Origin of the sequence: Pseudomonas rhizosphaerae, assembly GCF_000761155.1 — a bacterium.
Classification (GTDB): domain Bacteria; phylum Pseudomonadota; class Gammaproteobacteria; order Pseudomonadales; family Pseudomonadaceae; genus Aquipseudomonas; species Aquipseudomonas rhizosphaerae.
In genome coordinates this window covers 2209478-2228654 of the sequence record NZ_CP009533.1, presented here as the reverse complement: position 1 = coordinate 2228654, position 19177 = coordinate 2209478, and the positions used below count along the sequence as shown (strand labels likewise).

General features: G+C 64.3%; 18 protein-coding genes. 15 read left to right on the top strand and 3 right to left on the bottom strand.

The window, feature by feature from the left end:
- Positions 1-223 precede the first annotated feature (223 nt).
- On the top strand, positions 224-2578 hold the full coding sequence (locus tag LT40_RS09940) for an FdhF/YdeP family oxidoreductase (RefSeq protein WP_043189484.1): 2355 nt from the start codon (positions 224-226) through the stop codon (positions 2576-2578).
- 144 nt (positions 2579-2722) lie between these two features.
- Here LT40_RS09940 and LT40_RS09935 read toward each other — a convergent pair whose 3' ends face one another.
- Positions 2723-3619: a LysR substrate-binding domain-containing protein gene (locus tag LT40_RS09935; protein WP_043189480.1), complete on the bottom strand. Its 897-nt coding sequence runs from the start codon at positions 3617-3619 to the stop codon at positions 2723-2725.
- A gap of 221 nt (positions 3620-3840) precedes the next feature.
- Between LT40_RS09935 and LT40_RS09930 the strand changes: the two genes are divergently transcribed.
- From LT40_RS09930 to LT40_RS09865, 14 genes are all read left to right on the top strand, one after another.
- The gene (locus LT40_RS09930) at positions 3841-4893 is read left to right on the top strand and encodes an ABC transporter substrate-binding protein (protein ID WP_043189477.1); all 1053 of its coding nucleotides are present in this window, start codon (positions 3841-3843) and stop codon (positions 4891-4893) included.
- A 70-nt stretch (positions 4894-4963) separates the two neighbouring features.
- Positions 4964-6037, top strand: a complete 1074-nt coding sequence (locus tag LT40_RS09925; protein WP_043189473.1) for an ABC transporter ATP-binding protein — start codon at positions 4964-4966, stop codon at positions 6035-6037.
- Positions 6024-6896: an ABC transporter permease gene (locus LT40_RS09920; RefSeq protein WP_043189470.1), complete on the top strand. Its 873-nt coding sequence runs from the start codon at positions 6024-6026 to the stop codon at positions 6894-6896. The genes LT40_RS09925 and LT40_RS09920 overlap by 14 nt, the downstream gene beginning before the upstream one ends.
- 6 nt (positions 6897-6902) lie before the next feature.
- Positions 6903-7700 (top strand): ABC transporter permease, encoded by a 798-nt coding sequence (locus tag LT40_RS09915; RefSeq protein ID WP_043189466.1) that lies wholly within the window; start codon positions 6903-6905, stop codon positions 7698-7700.
- On the top strand, positions 7697-8836 hold the full coding sequence (locus LT40_RS09910; RefSeq protein WP_043189463.1) for an NAD(P)/FAD-dependent oxidoreductase: 1140 nt from the start codon (positions 7697-7699) through the stop codon (positions 8834-8836). The genes LT40_RS09915 and LT40_RS09910 overlap by 4 nt, the downstream gene beginning before the upstream one ends.
- Complete coding sequence (locus LT40_RS09905; protein ID WP_148308547.1) at positions 8826-9194, top strand: (2Fe-2S)-binding protein; 369 nt, start codon at positions 8826-8828, stop codon at positions 9192-9194. Before LT40_RS09910 ends, LT40_RS09905 begins: the two co-directional genes overlap by 11 nt.
- Positions 9191-10567: an FAD/NAD(P)-dependent oxidoreductase gene (locus LT40_RS09900; RefSeq protein ID WP_043189460.1), complete on the top strand. Its 1377-nt coding sequence runs from the start codon at positions 9191-9193 to the stop codon at positions 10565-10567. Before LT40_RS09905 ends, LT40_RS09900 begins: the two co-directional genes overlap by 4 nt.
- The gene (locus LT40_RS09895) at positions 10560-11729 is read left to right on the top strand and encodes an NAD(P)/FAD-dependent oxidoreductase (protein ID WP_043189456.1); all 1170 of its coding nucleotides are present in this window, start codon (positions 10560-10562) and stop codon (positions 11727-11729) included. Before LT40_RS09900 ends, LT40_RS09895 begins: the two co-directional genes overlap by 8 nt.
- Before the next feature lie 11 nt (positions 11730-11740).
- Complete coding sequence (locus LT40_RS09890) at positions 11741-12094, top strand: RidA family protein (protein ID WP_043189452.1); 354 nt, start codon at positions 11741-11743, stop codon at positions 12092-12094.
- 288 nt (positions 12095-12382) lie between these two features.
- Positions 12383-13384 (top strand): LacI family DNA-binding transcriptional regulator, encoded by a 1002-nt coding sequence (locus LT40_RS09885; RefSeq protein WP_043189450.1) that lies wholly within the window; start codon positions 12383-12385, stop codon positions 13382-13384.
- 65 nt (positions 13385-13449) lie between these two features.
- A complete protein-coding gene (locus LT40_RS09880; protein WP_043189447.1) occupies positions 13450-14232 on the top strand; it encodes a sugar phosphate isomerase/epimerase family protein in 783 nt (260 codons plus the stop codon).
- Entirely contained in the window at positions 14225-15166 is a 942-nt protein-coding gene (locus LT40_RS09875; RefSeq protein WP_043189446.1) for a sugar kinase, read from the top strand. Before LT40_RS09880 ends, LT40_RS09875 begins: the two co-directional genes overlap by 8 nt.
- Before the next feature lie 83 nt (positions 15167-15249).
- The gene (locus tag LT40_RS09870; protein ID WP_043189443.1) at positions 15250-16554 is read left to right on the top strand and encodes an MFS transporter; all 1305 of its coding nucleotides are present in this window, start codon (positions 15250-15252) and stop codon (positions 16552-16554) included.
- 138 nt (positions 16555-16692) lie between these two features.
- The gene (locus LT40_RS09865) at positions 16693-16968 is read left to right on the top strand and encodes a DUF1652 domain-containing protein (RefSeq protein ID WP_043189441.1); all 276 of its coding nucleotides are present in this window, start codon (positions 16693-16695) and stop codon (positions 16966-16968) included.
- Here the strand turns inward: LT40_RS09865 and LT40_RS09860 are convergent.
- Positions 16955-18019: a hypothetical protein gene (locus LT40_RS09860; protein WP_148308546.1), complete on the bottom strand. Its 1065-nt coding sequence runs from the start codon at positions 18017-18019 to the stop codon at positions 16955-16957. The two genes, LT40_RS09865 and LT40_RS09860, sit on opposite strands and share 14 nt — an antisense overlap.
- Positions 18012-19082 (bottom strand): glycosyltransferase family 4 protein, encoded by a 1071-nt coding sequence (locus tag LT40_RS09855; protein WP_237749300.1) that lies wholly within the window; start codon positions 19080-19082, stop codon positions 18012-18014. The genes LT40_RS09860 and LT40_RS09855 overlap by 8 nt, the downstream gene beginning before the upstream one ends.
- Between the last annotated feature and the right edge of the window lie 95 nt (positions 19083-19177).

Sequence of the window (19177 nt, the reverse complement as noted above, 5' to 3'; positions counted from 1 at the left end):
TTGTATTTTGCATTCAAAATAGACGCCTTTGCCAAAGGGTGCCATCGGTTTTAGCGCAATCGTCGCCGTGGCGCCAGCGCTGGCCGCTCTGCTCGCGCAGTTCATGGGTGCCGAAAGGGCTTGGATTCGGCGGCTCGGAAAGCTCTTCGAACCTTTGCCAACCGGTCGCCGTCGTAAATGCAGGCCTGATTCATCCAGGCTTCCACAGCCAAGGACCACGACCATGCAAATCATTCATCCCAAAGCGCGCTATCAGCCCTACACCTCGTCCTCCGGAGGCTGGGGATCGGCGTTTTCGGTGATGAATATCCTCTGGCGCCAGCAGGCCCTGGGCAAGGGTCCGGCGGCATTGCTGAAGCAGAACAAGCCCGATGGCTTTGCGTGTGTCAGCTGTGCCTGGGCCAAGCCGGGCAACCCGCACGCCCTGGAATTCTGCGAAAACGGCGCCAAGGCCACGGCCTGGGAGCTGACTGCCTTGCGCACCGGCCCGGAACTGTTCGCCAAGCACAGCCTGACCGAGCTGCGGACCTGGAGCGACTACGAGCTCGAACGCCACGGCCGCCTTACCCATCCGATGCGCTACGACGCGACCAGCGACCGCTACGTGACCACCACCTGGGAAGAAGCCTACCAAGGCATCGGCGAGCAGCTGCGCGGCCTGGAACCCGACAGCGTGATTTTCTACGCCTCGGGCCGTGCGTCGCTGGAAACCTCGTTCATGTACCAGTTGCTGGCCCGTGCCTACGGCACCAACAACCTGCCCGACAGTTCGAACATGTGTCACGAAAGCACCTCGGTCGGCTTGCAGGAAAGCATCGGGGTGCCGGTCGGCACGGTGTCCTTGAATGATTTCGAACGCACCGACTGCATCTTTTTCTTCGGTCAGAACGTAGGCAGCAACAGCCCGCGCATGCTTCACCCGTTGCAGGAAGCGCGCAAGCGTCAGGTGCCGATCATCAGCTTCAACCCGCTGCGCGAACGGGGCCTGGAGCGTTTCGTCAATCCGCAGTCGCCGGTGGAAATGCTCGGTCCCGATTCCACGGTGATCAGCACGCAATATCATCAGGTGGCCATCGGCGGCGACACCGCGGCGGTCATGGGCATCGCCAAGGCGCTGCTGGCCATGGATCGCACGGCGCAGGCCGAGGGTCGCCCCGCCGTGATCGACCACGCGTTCATTGCCGAGCACACCGAGGGCGTGGACGCATTCCTGGCCCAGGTCGACCAGCATGAATGGACAGCGCTGGAGCAGCGCAGTGGTTTGGATCGTGCGGCGATGGAAGCGGCGGCGACCGTGTATGCCCGCAGCGATCGGGTGATGATCATTTACGGCATGGGCCTGACCCAGCACCGTCATGGCGTACAGAACGTGCAGATGCTGGTCAACCTGCTGCTGCTGCGCGGCAACATTGGCAAGCCCGGCGCTGGCATCTGCCCTGTGCGCGGGCATTCCAACGTGCAGGGGCAACGGACCGTAGGCATCACCGAGGATCCGGCGAAGGTCCCTGCGGACAAGATCGAATCGCTGTTCGGCATCCAGGTGCCGAAGAAAAAAGGGATGGCCACGGTAGACGCCTGCGAGGGCATCGTCGCCGGGACGGTGAAAGGCTTCATCGGCCTGGGTGGCAACTTCCTGCGCGCTGTGCCCGACACCGATCGCATCGAGCCCGCGTGGGCCGACCTGACGCTGAACGTGCAGATTGCCACCAAACTCAACCGCACCCATCTGTTCCCAGGCCAACATGGCTGGCTGCTGCCTTGCCTGGGTCGCATCGAAAGCGACGTACAGGACGGTCGCCGTCAGGTCTACACCACCGAGGACAGCACCGGTTGCATCCGGGCTTGGGAAGGCCGCGCAGAACCGGCCAGCGAACACTTGCGCGCCGAGCTGGCAATCATCGCCGGCCTGGCTCAGGCGACCCTCAGTGGTCGCGAGCAGATTCCGTGGGAGCTGTGGCGTCAGGACTATGCCCGCGTGCGCGAGGCCATTGCCCAGACCTACCCCGAGATCTTCCATGACATGGAAACGCGGATGTGGGAGCCCGGTGGTTTCCACCGACCCTTGGGCGCCTGCGAGCGCAAATGGACCACGCCCTCGGGCAAGGCCCAGTTCGTCACGGCCAAGACCCTGGACGAAGACGACGATGTCTCGAAGAACAGTGATCAGCGCGATGTGTTGCAGTTGATGACACTGCGCAGCAACGATCAATTCAACACCACGGTGTATGGTTACGAAGACCGTTTCCGCGGGGTCAAGGGCACCCGCAGCGTGATCTTCATGAACCGCAATGACATCGTTCGGCTGGGCTTCCATCCCGGTGACTGGGTCACCCTCCGTACCGCCATCGAGCCTGGGGTGCGGCGCGAAGTAGGGCCGATGCAGATCATCGCCTATAACATCCCGATCAATTGCGCCGGCGCCTACTACCCCGAATGCAACGCGTTGATTCCTCTGTGGCATTACGCGAGCAAGAGCAAGGTGCCGGCCGCCAAGTCCATACCCGTCACCCTGCACAAGGCCCAGGCCCGCGCCGAAGACATGGCCCACGCCCTCCCGTTGGCCGACCAGGTCATGTAACGCACTTTCCCCTGTAGCAGCGGCGCAAGCCGCGTCGGTTTTATCGGCGGTGTGTCTGGAAAAACGCGGGGTCATCGGACGCGGCTCGCGCCGCTGCTACAGGGGTGCGGACCATGCTGAATGTGCCTCTTTAGCAGCCGCGCGTTAGAAGGTCTTCGTCAGCTGGCGAAAATAGGCCTTCAAGGTGTCGATAAAATCCTCGGCCAACAGGGTACGGTTTTCCGTGTGCGGCCAGATCACGTAGGTTGGCAAGGGAATGTCCGGGTGAAAAGGCCGGACCACGATGTCACGGTGCAGGTAATCCCGGGCTACCAGCGGATGTACCAGGGTAATACCCATGCCATGGGCGACCATCTCGCAGTTGATCGCGCCGTACTGCGCTTCCACCGCCATGACACGCTCGACCCCGGCCTGCTCGAACAACCTGTCCACCAGAGCCCGAGTGCCGTCGCCGTGGCACAACGACACGAACGGCTGACCGTGCAGGTCACCGAAGGTGATGCTCTCGCGCTGTGCCAGCGGATGGGCCGCCGGCAATACGCAGACTGCCGGAACCTCGGCCAACAACTCGACCTGATGGTTCACCACATCGCCCGGGTGCACCACGATGCCGATCTCGCAGAATTGCGATTTCACCCATTGCTCGACGGTCTGCGACGAGTTCACGTGCAGCGACACCGTCAACTCCGGACGGGTCGAAGTGAAGGTCTTGAGCACCTCCGGGATCACGCTCATGCCCATGGAAGGCACTGCCGCCACGCGCAGCCGCCCGGTGCCCAGGTTGCGGATGTTCTTGGCTGAGTGCTTGAGGCTGTCGAGCCCGACGAAGGCGCGCTCCACTTCCTGAAAGAACGCCCTGCCCTCCTGTGTGGGAATGAGCCGCACACCGGCGCGCTTGAACAGGGTCAGCTCGGTACTCAACTCCAGTTGCGCGATCAGTCGGCTGACATTGGGTTGCGAGGTGTACAGCACATCGGCTGCTGCCGTCATCGAGCCCATGCGCATCACACTGCGGAATGCTTCGATCTGCCTGAGATTCACTGATGCCTCCATATCAAATATGCATGACTAGGCCCGATATCCGTATTTGACCATATACCGCACCCCTCGCAATACTCAAGCCCAGCAGCACATAGCGCACACCAAGATGCGTTACCCGGCGAGGCTTACGGCCGGGAGCATGCACAGCGCATGCGTGGCCCCGGTTCGCCGGAGCGACCGACGCATTGTTCGATCTGCCCCCTGCACTTCGGAGATAGTCTGTGAATAGCCAACAACCGTCCTTTCGCTTCACTTCCCTGCGCGTCGCCCTCGCTTTCGCTGCCTTGAGCTGCGCCAGCGCCCACGCCGCCTCGACTCTCTACGTCGCCGGCGTCGGCGGCTCCACCGAGCAGATGTACAAGAGCAAGATCATCCCGGCATTCGAAAAGCTGCACGATGTCAAGGTGGTCTATGTGGCTGGCAACTCCACCGAAACCCTGGCCAAGCTGCAAGCCCAGAAAGGCCGCCAGCAGATCAACGTCGCCATGATGGACGACGGCCCCATGTACCAGGCGCTGCAGCAAGGTCTGTGCGGCCCGCTCAGCGATGCGCCGGTCTACCAGGACCTCTACCCACTGGCCCGCCTGAGCCCGGAGGCCACCGGCATTGGCATGGTCGCCACCGGCATCGGCTACAACGAGGAAGCCTTCAAGAAGCGCGGTTGGGAGGCGCCCGACTCCTGGGAAGACCTCGCCGATCCGCGTTACAAGCAACTGCTGGGCATGCCACCGGTGACCAATACCTACGGCCTGCACACACTGGTGGAGATGGCCCGCCTGCGCGGCGGCAGCGAGAAGAACATCGACCCCGGCTTCAAGGCTCTCAAGGACGAGATCGGTCCGAACGTGCTGGCCTGGGTCTCGGCACCTGGGGAAATGGACGGCATGATGCAGAACGGCGACGTGGTCATGGCCGTTTATGGCAGCGGTCGCGCCGTGGCCCTGCAGGGCACCGGTTTCCCGCTCAAGTTCATCTACCCCAAGGAAGGCGGCGTGGCCTTGCTGCTGGCCGCCTGCGGCGTGACACCCAATGCCGAGCCGGCGTTGTCGCAGGCCTTCATCCAGTACGTGCTGTCGCCCGAGGTTCAGGCCATTCAGGCCCGCGAGAACGGTTTCGCACCGGTCAACAAGACCGTTCAGTTGAGCCCCGAGCTTGCCGCGCGCATGCCCTACGGTCCGGACAAGGTCAGCGCCTTGATCAAGGTCGATTGGGAGACGATCAACCAGCAGCGCAGCGAATGGACCACGCGCTGGAACCGTACCGTCGAGCGCTGATCCCACCGCACTGCTCGATTTCTCCCGACCCTTTTCAGGAGCCGCAGGCGCACGCCTGCGTGGCAAAGCCATGGCATTTTTGACACTCGAAGGCCTCGTCAAGAACTTCGGTACGTTCAAAGCCATCGACGAACTGAGCCTGGAAGTGCAGCACGGCGAATTCGTCGCCCTGCTCGGTCCTTCCGGGTGTGGCAAGACCACCACCTTGCAGTCGATCGCCGGGTTCGTCCAACCGACCCAGGGGCGCATCGTGCTCGACGGACGCGATATCACCCACGTGCGCCCGGAAGAGCGCGGCCTGGGCATCGTCTTTCAGAGTTATGCGCTGTTCCCGCACATGACGGTTGCGCAGAACATCAGCTTCGGTCTGGAAATGCGCGGCGTGGCCAATGCCGAGCGCGCCAAGCGGGTCATCGAGGCGCTGGATCTGGTGCGCCTGGGCGGGCTTGGCGAGCGCTACCCCAAGGCCCTGTCCGGTGGCCAGCGCCAGCGCGTGGCCATTGCCCGTGCCCTGGCCATCCGTCCCAACCTGCTGTTGCTCGACGAACCGATGTCCAACCTGGATGCCAAGCTGCGCGAAGAAATGCACATCGAGCTGCGGGCGATTCAACGCGAGCTGGGCATCACGACCATTCTGGTGACCCATGACCAGGTCGAGGCGATGACCATGAGCGACCGCATTGCCGTGATGCAGCGCGGTCGCATCGTGCAGATCGATACGCCCTTCGAAGCCTACGAACGTCCCCATTCGCCGTTTGCCTCGGCCTTCCTCGGCAAGACCAACGCCTTCGCCGGTGCCGTGCAGCTGCGCAACGAGCGCTGCTGCCATGTGCAGGTGCGCGACACCCTGCTGCACGTGCCCCACGAGGACCGTTCACTGGGGCTGGACGTCAATGTGTACATCCGCCCCGAGAAGATCCGCCTGACCGAACCGGGGCTGGGACGGATCAATGGCCGCATCAGTCTGCGCGTGTTCCTGGGCAACCTGTGGTTGATTGCCGTGGACAGTCATTTCGGATTGGTCCACATGACCCAGCCGAACCTGGGCCACGTGCCGCCGGCCGAAGGCAGCGAAGTCGGCCTGGACTGGTCGGACGATGACCTGCGGCTGCTCGACCGGGAGGCTGCCCATGGCCAGGTATGATGCCGAACACGTCGGCGCAGCACCCTGGCTGCTCAGTGGCCCCGCACTGCTGGTGTTCATTGCGTTGCTGCTGGCGCCCCTGCTACTGACCGCGCTGCTGTCGCTCAACCTGTTCAGCGACACCGAAGGCGTGCTGCCGGTATACAGCCTGGCGAACTACCTCGAAGTGTTCAAGGACGACTATTTCCACGAGATCTTCCTGCGCACCGGCGCCATGGCGCTGGCCGTCACCCTGTTGTGTGTGCTGCTGGGCGTGCCGGAGACCATCATCATCGCGCGCATGGCGCCGCGCTGGCGTTCGACCTTCCTGCTGGTGGTGCTGGGTCCGTTGCTGATTTCAGTGGTGGTACGGACCTTGGGCTGGGCGATCCTGCTGGGCAACAACGGCCTGATCAACGATGCGCTGCAGGCTCTGGGCATCACCCACGAACCGGTCAAGATCCTGTTCACCCAGGTCGGCGTGATCATTGCCCTGACCCACGTGCTGGTGCCGTTCATGGTGATCGCGGTGTGGGCCACCTTGCAGCGCCTGGACCTTCAAGTGGAATGGGCCGGCCTGTCCCTTGGTGCGTCCCGCCTGACGGTGTTCCGGCGCATCATCGTGCCGCAGATCATGCCGGGCATCCTCTCCGGCTCGATCATTGTCTTCGCCTTGGCCGCCTCGGCCTTCGCCACCCCGGCGATCATCGGCGGACGCCGGCTCAAGGTGGTGGCCACCGCTGCCTACGACGAATTTCTCGGCACCCTCAACTGGCCCCTCGGCGCAGCGATCGCCATGCTGCTGCTGGTGGCCAATCTGATCATCATCCTGGGTTGCAGCAAGCTGGCCGAGCGCCGCTTCAAGCAAGTCTTCGAGTAGGCCGCCATGCACAAGAACGGTTTTTTCTCGCTGCTGTTCCATATCCTGTTCATCGCCTTCATCGTCGCGCCGCTACTGGTGGTGATGGCCATGGCGTTCACCGACAAAGGGTACTTGTCCCTGCCGACCGACGGCCTGTCGCTGCGCTGGTTCAGGGCCTTGCTGGACAACCAGGAAATGCTTGACGCGTTCGCGCTGTCGATCAAGCTGGGCCTGGCCTCGGCCACCATCGCCACCCTGCTGGCCATCCCGGCGGCCTTGGCCATCAGCCGCTACGACTTTCCCGGTCGCGGTACGCTGACGGGCTTCCTGCTCTCGCCGTTGATGATTCCCTCGGTGGTGCTGGGTATCGCTTTCCTGCGCTTCTTTTCCATCGCCCAGATCGGCGGTTCGTTCTGGGCGCTGTGCCTGACCCACGTCATCGTCGTGCTGCCCTATGCCTTGCGCCTGACCCTGGCCTCAACCATCGGCCTGGAGAAAGACATCGAGCAGGCCGCGCTGTCGCTGGGGGCCAAACGCTGGACCGCGTTTCATCGCGTCATCCTGCCGCGCATCCGCACCGGCGTGGTGGGCGGCTGGATGCTGGCGTTCATCCAGAGCTTCGATGAACTGACCATGACGGTCTTCGTCGCCACGCCGGGCACCACTACGCTGCCGGTGGCGATGTACAACCAGATTTCCCAGACCATCGATCCCTTGATCACGGCGGTATCGACGGTGTTGATCGTCGGCACGCTGATCCTGATGCTGGTGCTCGATCGCCTGGTGGGTCTGGATCGCGTGCTGATAGGAGAAGGCAAATGAAGCATTCGACGGCAGCGATCAACGCCGACGTCATCGTCGTCGGTGGCGGGCTGGTGGGCACGGCGGTCGCCTACGGACTGGCGCGCGAAGGGGCCGACACCGTGGTGCTCGACCAGGGCGACGACGCCTTTCGCGCCTCGCGCGGCAATTTCGGGCTGGTCTGGGTGCAGGGCAAGGGCTACAACCTGCCCGACTATGCGCGCTGGACCCGGTCTTCAGCGCAGCGCTGGGCCGGCCTGCGCGATGCGCTGCTGGCCGACAGCGGCGTGGATGTCAGCCTCAAGCAACCGGGCGGCTTTCACATGTGCTTCAGCGATGAAGACTTGCTGGAGCGCGAATCCCGGCTGCGGCAGTTGCAGGTCGCGGTCGGTGACTATCCCTTCGAGATGCTCGACGCCGCCGAGCTCAAAGCGCGCCTGCCGCTGATCGGCAAGGCCGTGGTCGGCGCCAGCTACACGCCCCAGGACGGCCACGTGAACCCGCTGAAACTGCTGCGTGCCCTGCACGCTTCGGCGCAGCATCACGGCGCGCGTTTCGTCGGTGGCCAACACATCGAGCGCATCGAGGGCGGCGCCGGTGACTTCCGCGTCCGGGTCGGCGAGCAGGCCTATTGCGCGCCGCGCGTGGTGCTCGCCGCCGGCCTGGGCAACCCCGGGCTGGCCGCGCAGGTCGGGCTGCACGCGCCGGTCGCGCCCAACCGTGGCCAGGTACTGGTCAGCGAGCGGGTCCAGCCGTTTCTCGACTACCCCACCATCAACGTTCGCCAAACCGACGAAGGCACGGTCCAGCTGGGCGACTCGATGGAAGAGGTCGGCTTCGACGACAGCACGTCCACCCGCGTGCTCTCGGCCATTGCCCAGCGTGGCGTGGCGACCTTTCCGCTGCTGCGCGATGTGCGCCTGATCCGCGCCTGGGGAGCGCTGCGGGTGATGAGCCCGGACGGTTTCCCGATCTATCAGCAGTCGACAACTCATCCCGGCGCTTACGTGATCACCTGCCACAGCGGCGTGACCCTGGCCGCTGCCCATGCCCTGCGCATCGCGCCGTGGGTGATGGGCGGCGCACAACCCGACGAATTGGCCGTGTTCAACGGCGAACGTTTTCTCAGCGACAAGGTGCTTGCCCATGCCCATTGAAGCCCATAGCCGCGCCCCGCTGTTCCAGGCGGTGGCCAGCGAAACCCCCAGCCGTCGCAGCGTGACCCTAAGCTTCAACGGCGAGGCCCTGAACGTACCGCCGGGCATCAGCGTCGCCGCAGCCCTGTTGATGTCGGGCGTGGAACGCTTCCGCGCCACGCCTGTAAGCGAATCGCCGCGCGCGCCTTACTGCATGATGGGTGTGTGTTTCGAGTGCCTGGTCAACATCGATGGCGTGCCCAATCGGCAAAGCTGCCTGATCGAGGTGGTCGACGGTATGCAGGTGCACTCCCAGGAAGGCGCCCGCGATCTGCAATTCGACGTGCCCTTGGTGCAGGTGCTGGAGGTGCAGCCATGACCCTTGAATCGGTCGATGTCGTCGTCGTGGGTGCTGGACCCGCTGGCATGGCCGGGGCCACCGACCTGGCCGGGCTTGGTTTGAACGTGGTGTTGCTGGACGAGCAAGGCAGCCCCGGCGGGCAGATCTACCGCGGCATCACGCTAGCCCCGCTGAGCCGGCGCGACCTGTTGGGACCGGACTACGCACATGGCAACGTACTGGCCAAGGCGCTGGCGAACACGTCGGTGCGGCACATCAAAGAGGCTGCTGTGTGGCAGGTGAGTCGCGATCATCAAGTGAGCTATCTGCACAGCGGGCGCATGCACACGTTACAGGCTCGCGCGGTGCTGTTGGCCACCGGCGCGATGGAGCGGCCCTTCCCGATCCGCGGCTGGACCCTGCCAGGGGTGATGACTGCGGGCGCCGCACAGATCCTGCTCAAGAGCGCGGGTGCCGCGCCTGTCGAGCCGGTGGTACTGGCCGGCTGCGGACCGTTGCTGTATCTGCTGGGCTGGCAGTACCTGCGCGCAGGCGTGCCGATCAAGGCGTTGGTCGACACGACCCACCGCGACGACTATTGGCGCGCGCGGCGGCATCTGGTCTCGGCACTGCGCGCTTGGCCCTACCTGCGCAAGGGTCTGCAACTGATGCGCAGCCTGCGCCAGGCGCGCATCCCCCATTTCACGGGCGCCACGGCCCTGGCGGTCGAAGGCAGTGATTCAGCCCAGGCGCTGAGTTTCAGTGTTCAGGGCAAGACCGAGCGCATCGCTACCCGGTGCGTGCTGCTGCATCAAGGTGTGGTGCCCAATATCCAGTTCAGCCAGTCGTTGCGGGCGACCCATGCCTGGGATACGCAGCAGCTGTGCTTCAGCCCACTCAGGGACAGCTGGGGTGAGCTGGACGTGCCGGGTATGTTCGTCGCCGGTGATGGCGGTGGCATTGGCGGTGCCCAAGCCGCGGCGCTGCAGGGTCGGCTGGCGGCCTTGGGCATCGCTGCACGACTGGGCGCACTGGGCGCTCCGCAGCGCGACCAGCGTGGCGTGGACCTGCGCCAGGAATTGAACGACAACCTGCGCATCCGGCCGTTTCTGGACGTTCTTTATCGGCCCCGCGACGAACATCGCATCCCGACCGACGAGGTCATCGTCTGTCGTTGTGAAGAAGTCACCGCCGGCCAATTGCGCGAATTCGTCGCCATGGGCTGCGCCGGGCCAAACCAGGCGAAGTCGTTCGGGCGCTGCGGCATGGGCCCGTGCCAAGGACGCCTGTGTGGTCTGACGGTCACTGAAGTGATCGCCGAGGCCCGGGCGGCAGCGCCAGGCGACGTCGGCTATTACCGGATCCGTCCGCCGATCAAGCCCATCACCTTGGGAGAATTGGCGGGTGACTGACTCTTTGCGCCAAGGCGCTGACGTACTGGTGATCGGCGGCGGTATCCACGGCCTGAGCACTGCCCTGCACCTGGCGCGCGCCGGGGTGCGCGTGACCGTGCTGGAGGCCGAATACTGTGGGCGGCATGCCTCCGGGGTGAATGCCGGTGGCGTGCGCACTTTGGGCCGCCACGTGGAGGAAATACCTTTGGCACTCGCTTCGCGAGCGCTCTGGCACGGCCTGCAGGACGTGCTGGGTGAAGACGGCGGCTTCGTCGCCAGCGGCCAGCTGAAACTTGCCGAGAACGAAGCGGAATTGCAGGAGTGCCAACGGCGCGTGGAGCAATTACGGGCCTTGGGTTTTACCCATGAGGTGTTGATCGATCGGCAACAGGTACTGGAGCTGGTCCCTACGGTAGCGCCCCATGTAGTGGGCGGTATCTGGGTCAGCGGCGACGGCTACGCGGTGCCCTACCGCACCGTGACCGCCTTCCGTTTGGCAGCGCAAAGGCTGGGTGTGCAGATCTTCGAGCAGACGCCGGCGCAGCGCATTGAGCGTTCCGCCAACCACTGGCGCGTGGATACGCCTACGGGTGTGTATCAAGCCGAGCATCTGGTGGTCACGGCGGGTGCCTGGGCCGCGCAACTGGCGGCGCAGGTCGGCGAACCGGTGCCGGTGCATCCCGAGGGCCTGATGCTGATGGTCACCCACCGCGTGGCACCGTTCTGCGCGCCCGTGCTGGGCGCCACGGGCCGCGCACTGTCGTTCAAGCAGTTTGCCAATGGCACGGTGGTGATCGGCGGCAAGCTGGTGGGGTCGGTGGAATTTGCCGCCCGCCACGGCGAGGTGCAGATGGACCGCTTGAGCACCAGCGCACGGACTGTGACCGACCTGTTCCCGCACTTGCGCAACCTGGGTGTGAACCGCGTCTGGGCAGGCGTCGAAGCCTTCACTGCCGACGACATCCCAGTGATCGGCGCCAGCTGCAAGGCGGAACGGTTGAGCTATTCCTTCGGCTTCTGCGGCAGTGGTTTCCAGATGGGCCCAGGAACCGGCCAGCGGCTGGCCCAGCAAATCCTTGGCGAGCACTCGCCGATCAGTCTCGATCCCTTTTCCATCGGGCGTTTCGCGCAGTCGGCGATGGCGTTCGAACAACCTGCAACAACCCTTATCCACTCGTGAGGAAATACACCATGTTGGACATCAAACGCATCGAAACCAACCAGCGCATGAGCCGTGTCGTGCAGTGCAACGGCTTTACCTTCCTGGGCGGCCAGACTGCCACCGACCGTAGCCTGGACATCAAGGGGCAAACCGCCCAGGTGCTGGCCAAGATCGACAATTTTCTGGAGCAGGCAGGCTTGGACAAGACCCGTATCGTCACCGCACAGGTGTGGCTGTCGGATATCCAGGCCAATTTCGCCGGCATGAACGAGGTGTGGGACGCCTGGGCCCCCGAAGGCCACGCCCCAGCCCGCGCCACCGTGGAATCGCGCCTGGCTGCACCTGACCTGTTGGTGGAGATCACCGTCGTCGCAGCCGGTTGAACATTGCCCCCCTGTAGCAGCGGCGCGAGCCGCGTCCGGCCTGCCAGCGGTAAGTCAGACAGACCGCATGCGCCGCTGCTACAGGGGTACCCCAATCCCCTGTGGGAGCGGTCATCGGCCGCGAAGGCCGCGCTGCGGTTCCAGACTTGAAACGCACGCCCCACCCGCCCGATCGCCTGCGCAAATATCCCTCTTCCCCCGTTGACGGCCACGTCGATTTGGTGTTTCCTGAAACCGGTTTCAATCTATCGATCGCCTGCCCATAACATCCATAAAAGGATCCAGGCCGTGACCCGTCTTTCCGTGACTGCACGCCCCCGTGTGACCATGCTCGACGTCGCCGAGCGTGCAGGTGTTTCCAAGGCCAGCGTCTCGCGCTTCATCGGCGAGGATCGCGCTCTGCTCTCCGACGCCATCGCCGATCGCATCGCCCGCACCATCGAAGAGCTGGGCTATCGCCCCAATCAAATGGCCCGCGGCCTCAAGCGTGGTCGCACACGCCTGATCGGCATGCTCATGGCCGACATCCGCAACCCCTACTCGGTGGCCGTCATGCACGGTGTGCAAACCGCCTGCCGGCGCCATGGCTACAGCCTGGTGGTCTGCAACACCGATCGCGACCCCGAGCAGGAACGCCAACAGTTGCAGGCCCTGCGTGCCTACAACATCGAAGGCCTGATCGTGAACACCTTGGGCCGCCACCAGGACGAACTGCGCGAGCTGCAGCAGGAACTGCCCATGGTGCTGGTCGACCGCAAGGTCGCGCACCTGCCCAGCGACCTGGTGGGGCTGGACAACCAGCTCGCCGTCGACATGGCCATCGATCATCTGCAAGAGCGTGGCTATCACCACATCGCCTTGGTCAGCGAACCGGTCGACGGCACCAGTTCCCGTATCGAACGCATCGATGCCTTCGAGCGGCGCACCCAAGGCCCTGTGTTTCACACCGGCGCCGGCCTCATCGAACAATTGCGTTTGTTTCTCGCCAGCAGCGAGATTAGCCCTAAGGCGTTGTTCTGCGCCAACGGCGTCGCGGCCCTGGCCTGCACGCTGGCCTTGCGCGAACTGGGCAGCGCGCGCTTCGACGAGGTGGGCCTGATCGCCCTCGACGACCTCGACTGGTACCCACTGGTAGGCGACGGCATCACCGCCCTGGCCCAACCCACGCACGACATCGGCGTGCAGGCCCTGGAGTGCCTGCTGCAACGTTTGCAGGGCGCACAGGGCCCGGCCCAGACGTTCCACTTCACCCCGGAATTGATCATTCGAGGCTCGACACCGCCACGTTGAGTCAGCACAACCGCATGCGCGTTACCCATGCCTAAAATTGAAACCGGTTTCAGAGGACAATAACAATGCATCTCTATCCCGTCTCCATCAGCCTATCCAGCTTCGGCGCGGACTATGTTCGCGCGCAGGGCCAGGGCCAGTTGGCGCCCTTGGTTGCCCAGATCGGCGCCAGCCACATCGAGTTGCGCGAAGAGTTGTTCGACAGCTTCGATGCATCCGCCCTGCGCAGCGCGATCGCTGCCCAGGGACTGACCTGTGTCTATTCCTCGCCACTGGAGCTGTGGCAGCCCGGCCAGACCGCTCCCAACCCGCAGTTGCAACAGGCGCTGGCGCGGGCCGTTGCCTGCGACGCGGTGTGGCTCAAGGTCTCGCTGGGGTTCTATTCATCCGCAAGCGACCTGAACGTGCTTCACGAGCAGCTGCGCGGCCAGCCCGTGCGCCTGCTCGTCGAAAACGACCAGACCGCCCAGGGTGGGCGGATCGATCCCCTGGTCAAATTCTTCTCCGCGGTTGCCGAACAGGGTCTGCCCGTGGGCATGACCTTCGACATCGGCAACTGGCAGTGGCAGCAACAATCGGTGTCAAGTGCAGCGTTGCAGCTGGGTCGGTTCGTGGAGTACATCCATTGCAAGGCGGTACAGCGTACCGCCGCCGGCAAGCTGGTCGCGACCCCACCTGAACTGACCGACCTGCACCAGTGGGCACGCCTGTTCCGGCACATGGCGCCGGGCCTGGTGCGGGCCATCGAGTACCCGTTGCAGGGCGCCGACCTGCTGGCTGTCAGCCAGGTACAAGTGGCGACTTTGGCTGCGCTGGGCCGAGCCACGCAGGAGGTGGCCCATGGCTGAGTTCGATGTACTGAGCTTTGGCGAAACCATGGCCATGTTCGTCGCCGAGCAGACCGGTGAACTGGCCGATGTCGAGCGCTTCAACAAGCGCATCGCCGGTGCTGACAACAATGTTGCCATCGGCCTGTCGCGGCTAGGCTTCGACGTTGGCTGGTTGAGCCGCGTGGGCGACGACTCCCTGGGTCGTTTCATCGTCGCAGCGCTGCAACGCGAGGGGCTGGACTGCAGCCACGTCGGCGTGGATCCGCAGCACCCTACCGGTTTCCAGTTCAAGTCGTTGCAGAACGACGGCACGGACCCCAGCGTCGAATATTTCCGCCGCGGATCGGCGGCCAGCCATATGGGCATCGCCGATGTGCCCGAGCGCTTGCTCGATGCGCGTCACCTGCACGCGACCGGCATTGCGCCTGCGCTGTCGCCCAGCATGAACGCGCTGACGCGGCACTTGATGACGCAGATGCGTGCGGGCGGCCGCAGCGTGTCGTTCGATCCCAACCTGCGCCCGTCGCTGTGGCCCAGCCAGGCGCACATGATCGAGCAGGTCAACAGCCTTGCAGCCCTTGCCGACTGGGTACTGCCAGGGCTGGCCGAAGGGCAGCTGCTGACCGGGCAAGAACGCTGCGAAGACATCGCCCGTTTCTACCTGGACCTGGGCGTGCACGCAGTGGTGATCAAGCTGGGCGCGGACGGCGCTTTCTACTGCAGCCACGAGCAACAGGGCTATGTGGCCGCACGCCCAGTGCACAAAGTGGTGGACACGGTTGGCGCCGGCGACGGCTTCGCCGTGGGCGTCATCAGTGCCCTGCTCGAAGGCCGCGACCTGCCCAAGGCCGCCGCTCGCGGCAACTGGATCGGCAGCCTGGCGGTGCAGAGCCCAGGTGACATGGAAGGCTTGCCCACCCGCGCCGCGCTCACGGCGGACGAAAACCGATGACCTGAAAGAACAGCCACGCAAGATCGTTGAATCAGCACCCCTCTACCTGTTGCGACAATTACAAAATGCTCAGGAGTCAGACCATGCAGAGCCAGACCGTGAAACTCGCCAGCCGTCGCTGGTGGTACATCATGCCGATCGTTTTCATCACCTACAGCCTGGCCTACCTGGACCGGGCCAACTATGGCTTCGCCGCCGCCTCGGGCATGGCCGCCGACCTGAACATCACGCCAGGGCTGTCCTCGCTGCTCGGCGCGCTGTTCTTTCTGGGTTACTTCTTCTTCCAGGTACCCGGCGCCATCTACGCGCAGCGGCACAGCGTCAAGCAGCTGATCTTCGTCAGCCTGATCCTCTGGGGCAGCCTGGCAACCTTGACTGGCGTGGTGTCCAGCGCCTACTGGCTGATCGTGATCCGCTTCATGCTCGGGGTGGTCGAGGCGGTGGTCATGCCAGCGATGCTGGTGTACCTGTGCCACTGGTTCACCCGTGCCGAACGCTCGCGGGCCAACACGTTCCTGATTCTGGGCAACCCGGTCACCATGCTGTGGATGTCGGTGGTGTCGGGCTACCTGATCCAGCATTACAGCTGGCGCTGGATGTTCATCATCGAAGGGCTGCCAGCGGTGATCTGGGCCTTCATCTGGTGGCGCCTGGCCGACGACCGTCCGGCCCAGGCCAAGTGGCTCAGCCAGCAAGAGAAAGACGACTTGCAAGCGGCCCTGGCCGCCGAGCAAGTGGGCATGAAGCCGGTGAAGAACTACGCCGAGGCGTTCCGCTCGGGCAAGGTCATCACGCTGTCGCTGCAATTCTTCCTCTGGAGTGTGGGTGTCTACGGCTTCGTGCTGTGGCTGCCTTCGATTCTCAAGCAAGGCGCGCAGATGGACATGATCGAGGCCGGCTGGCTGTCGTCCCTGCCCTACCTAGCGGCAGTGATCGGCATGCTGGTAGTGAGCTGGTTTTCCGACCGCATGCAAAAGCGCAAGCGTTTCGTCTGGCCGCCATTGCTGCTGGCCGCATTGGCTTTCTACGGCTCCTACGCTCTGGGCAGCGATCACTTCTGGGGATCCTACGCGCTGCTGGTGGTCGCCGGCGCGTGCATGTACGCCCCTTACGGGCCGTTCTTTGCCATCGTCCCGGAAATCCTTCCGGCCAACGTGGCGGGCGGCGCGATGGCGCTGATCAACAGCATGGGCGCCCTGGGCTCGTTCGCCGGGTCCTACCTGGTGGGTTACCTGAACGCCAGCACCGGCAACCCTGGTGCGTCCTATCTGTTGATGAGCGGCGCCTTGTTGCTGTCGGCGCTGCTGACCCTACTGCTCAAGCCTAGCGGTTGTGACCTGGACGTCAAACAAGCCGCCACGGCAGCGTTCAAGCCGTGCAAACACTGACCCAGATCATGAAACTGGATGAAATCATCCAGCGTTCGCGGCAAACCGCACACCTGTCATCCAAGCGGTGCTACGGTTAAACCTCTAGAGGTAACCAAGACAGGCGATCCACGGATTGCCTGCCCTACCGCAAGTGGCGTGCAACAGGTGGGCGCGATGAACAAGATGACGTTTCCGAATGCATGCCAGGTCATGCGCTGGCATTTTCACCCCATGGGCTTCGAAGGCAGCATGGACGCTGCCAGCAGCATGGTCGCCAGGCTCTTCGACCGCAGCAGCGGTGAAACGCTACTAACCATTGCCGGCCTGCCCTGCGCGACCGTCATGAACGCCGCCGACGTGGAGCGCATCATCGAGGCGGTGGAATCCGAGCTCGAAGCGTTCATCCCGCCCCAAGCACTCAAGGCGGGCTGAGCGCTGGCTGAAAATGGCCGTCGAGCGTTTCTACAATACTCGCGGCGGCGTCTTGCGCGGCACTGTCACTGAGCAGTGCCTGCCAGGCGCTGGAACCGGGCAACCGTCGAGCTCGTTCCAGCAACGCGGGCCATTCGTCCGCTGCCGGCACGCCGAGCACACCCACCGCCACACCCAACCGTTCCAGTTGCAAGGCTTGCAGGCGTTGCTCGTCGAACGGCCGTTGCTCGGCAATCGCGATCAGGCGGCCACCCAGATGGGCGACTTCGGCGACGACATTGTCGCCGGCACTGCCCACCACGACTTCAGCGCGCAGCAGCTCCGGCAAGGGGTCGGCGAGCTGTCCCAGTAGCGTCAGGTTGGCGGGTAGTGGCGCGTCGCTCGTCGGCAATGGACCGGCCACACGGAATCGATGATCCGGACAGCGACGGGCAATCGCCGCCAGCGAATCTTCGGTAAAGGCGGTGCCGCCCTGCCCCGTGATCACCAGCACGCTTCCCTGCTCGGCCTCTGCGTGTGCGCCAGCGCGACGGCTGTAACGCGACACCCACCCGCAATGATCGGTCTTGGCCAGCACCCACTCGGGCATCTGGCTGCACTCCATGGCGAACGGATACGGCGCCAACAGACGCGAGGCCGAGGCATAGGCTTGCAGGTGGGCGGCGTCGGTTCGCTCGCCATGCTGACGCATGTACACGCACGGCACGCCGAACAGCCGGGCCAGCATGGCGACCTCGACCGACACGTCCACCACCAACAGGCACGGCCAGGCGTCGCGCATCCAGTCGGCCAGCAGGCCCATGCGTTCGCGCAACCCGTCCACGGCCAGGGGCGCGTAGTGCAAAGCAGGAAAGCTTTCGACCTGCATGCCTGGCGCGGTGTCACCGGGCAACTGCAGAGCCTTTACCTTCGGGGGATAAGGCCCCTCGGGCAGTCGCGAGCCGATCAACGTGACGTCGCAGTCCAGGTGCCGGGCGATGGCCAGGGCGCGCATGCCATGGCCCGAACCGTGGTGATGGACGTAGTAGCCGATCTGCGGACGCTCAGGCACGGGCTTCGGCCACCTGCCGCAACAGCGTGTCGTAGCGATCGAGCATGACCTCATGGCTCCACTGCGCCTCGGCGTGCAGGCGGCAGGCCAGACGCGACTTGCGCCGAGCCAGACGCAGCGCCTGGGCCAGGCCCTCGACGTCGCCGCCGGCGGCCAGTACGCCGGTGGCGTCGGTCAGCAGATCGCCCACTGCGCCACGGGCAAAGGCCGCTACAGGCGTGCCGCAGGCCAGCGCTTCGGCCACGACCAGGCCGAAGGGTTCTTCCCAGCACGGTGTGACCAGCGCAGCGGATGCACTGGCCAACTCGATCGCCAGCTCTTCACGCCCCAGATGGCCGAGGTATTGGCACTGCTCGCTCAGGCGTGGCTGAATCTCTTCCTTGAAGTAGCGAGGATCCACCGCCTGACCGGCCAGGCGCAACGGGACACCCGCCAACTTCGCGGCGTCCATGGCCAAGTGCGCGCCCTTGTCGGGTACCAGTCGGCCGAACCAGATGGCATGCTCCAACGGTGCGGCCCGCGGCGACCAGGTCTGCAGGTCGATGCCGTTGGGAATGATATGGCACTCGGGGATGACGTCCTTCCACTGCCGTGCATTGGCCTCGGAAATGGTCGCGAAATGCCCGGCACGGCGTTCACCGCTGTAGGCGTTGATCAGCTCGAAGAACGGCGGCGTATGCAGCACCGTGAGCATCGGCGTGCGAATCATCGAAGCCATGGTCGCCGGCACATAGTGCAGGCTGTTGTTGAAAATGACATCGAAGCGATGGTCGTCGATGTTTTGCATCGCCTTGAGGTAGGCATGATGCTCTTCGATGTATTCGGAGCTCAGGCAGGCGCGTCGACCGTCCTTGTAGGTGGAGTCGTCCCACACCGGCACGATGTTGAGTGCCGGATCGCTGGACGAACTGGCGAACAGCGTGACGTCGTGGCCCCGCTGCATCAGCCCGGACGTCACGTCATGGGTGAACGCTTCCAGGCCGCCGGCGAACGGTTGGCGAATGGGATGTTTGATGTGCGTCAGCACACCGATGCGCAACGGACGAGAGGCAAATGAAGACATCGAGGATGTTCCTGGCACGGATTGCAGCTTTGAGGCTGGCGCGCAGGAATGGTTGCATCTAAAGCGCCCCCTCGACCCCCGTAGCAGCGGCGCAA

Excerpts from the sequence above, each read along its gene's own strand:
- LT40_RS09915 (WP_043189466.1), top strand. The coding sequence starts at position 6,903 with ATGCACAAGAACGGTTTTTTCTCGCTGCTGTTCCATATCCTGTTCATC.
- LT40_RS09870 (WP_043189443.1), top strand. The coding sequence starts at position 15,250 with ATGCAGAGCCAGACCGTGAAACTCGCCAGCCGTCGCTGGTGGTACATC.
- LT40_RS09855 (WP_237749300.1), bottom strand. The coding sequence starts at position 19,082 with ATGTCTTCATTTGCCTCTCGTCCGTTGCGCATCGGTGTGCTGACGCAC.
- LT40_RS09890 (WP_043189452.1), top strand. The coding sequence starts at position 11,741 with ATGTTGGACATCAAACGCATCGAAACCAACCAGCGCATGAGCCGTGTC.
- LT40_RS09940 (WP_043189484.1), top strand. The coding sequence starts at position 224 with ATGCAAATCATTCATCCCAAAGCGCGCTATCAGCCCTACACCTCGTCC.
- LT40_RS09880 (WP_043189447.1), top strand. The coding sequence starts at position 13,450 with ATGCATCTCTATCCCGTCTCCATCAGCCTATCCAGCTTCGGCGCGGAC.
- LT40_RS09920 (WP_043189470.1), top strand. The coding sequence starts at position 6,024 with ATGGCCAGGTATGATGCCGAACACGTCGGCGCAGCACCCTGGCTGCTC.
- LT40_RS09905 (WP_148308547.1), top strand. The coding sequence starts at position 8,826 with ATGCCCATTGAAGCCCATAGCCGCGCCCCGCTGTTCCAGGCGGTGGCC.
- LT40_RS09910 (WP_043189463.1), top strand. The coding sequence starts at position 7,697 with ATGAAGCATTCGACGGCAGCGATCAACGCCGACGTCATCGTCGTCGGT.
- LT40_RS09875 (WP_043189446.1), top strand. The coding sequence starts at position 14,225 with ATGGCTGAGTTCGATGTACTGAGCTTTGGCGAAACCATGGCCATGTTC.
- LT40_RS09900 (WP_043189460.1), top strand. The coding sequence starts at position 9,191 with ATGACCCTTGAATCGGTCGATGTCGTCGTCGTGGGTGCTGGACCCGCT.
- LT40_RS09925 (WP_043189473.1), top strand. The coding sequence starts at position 4,964 with ATGGCATTTTTGACACTCGAAGGCCTCGTCAAGAACTTCGGTACGTTC.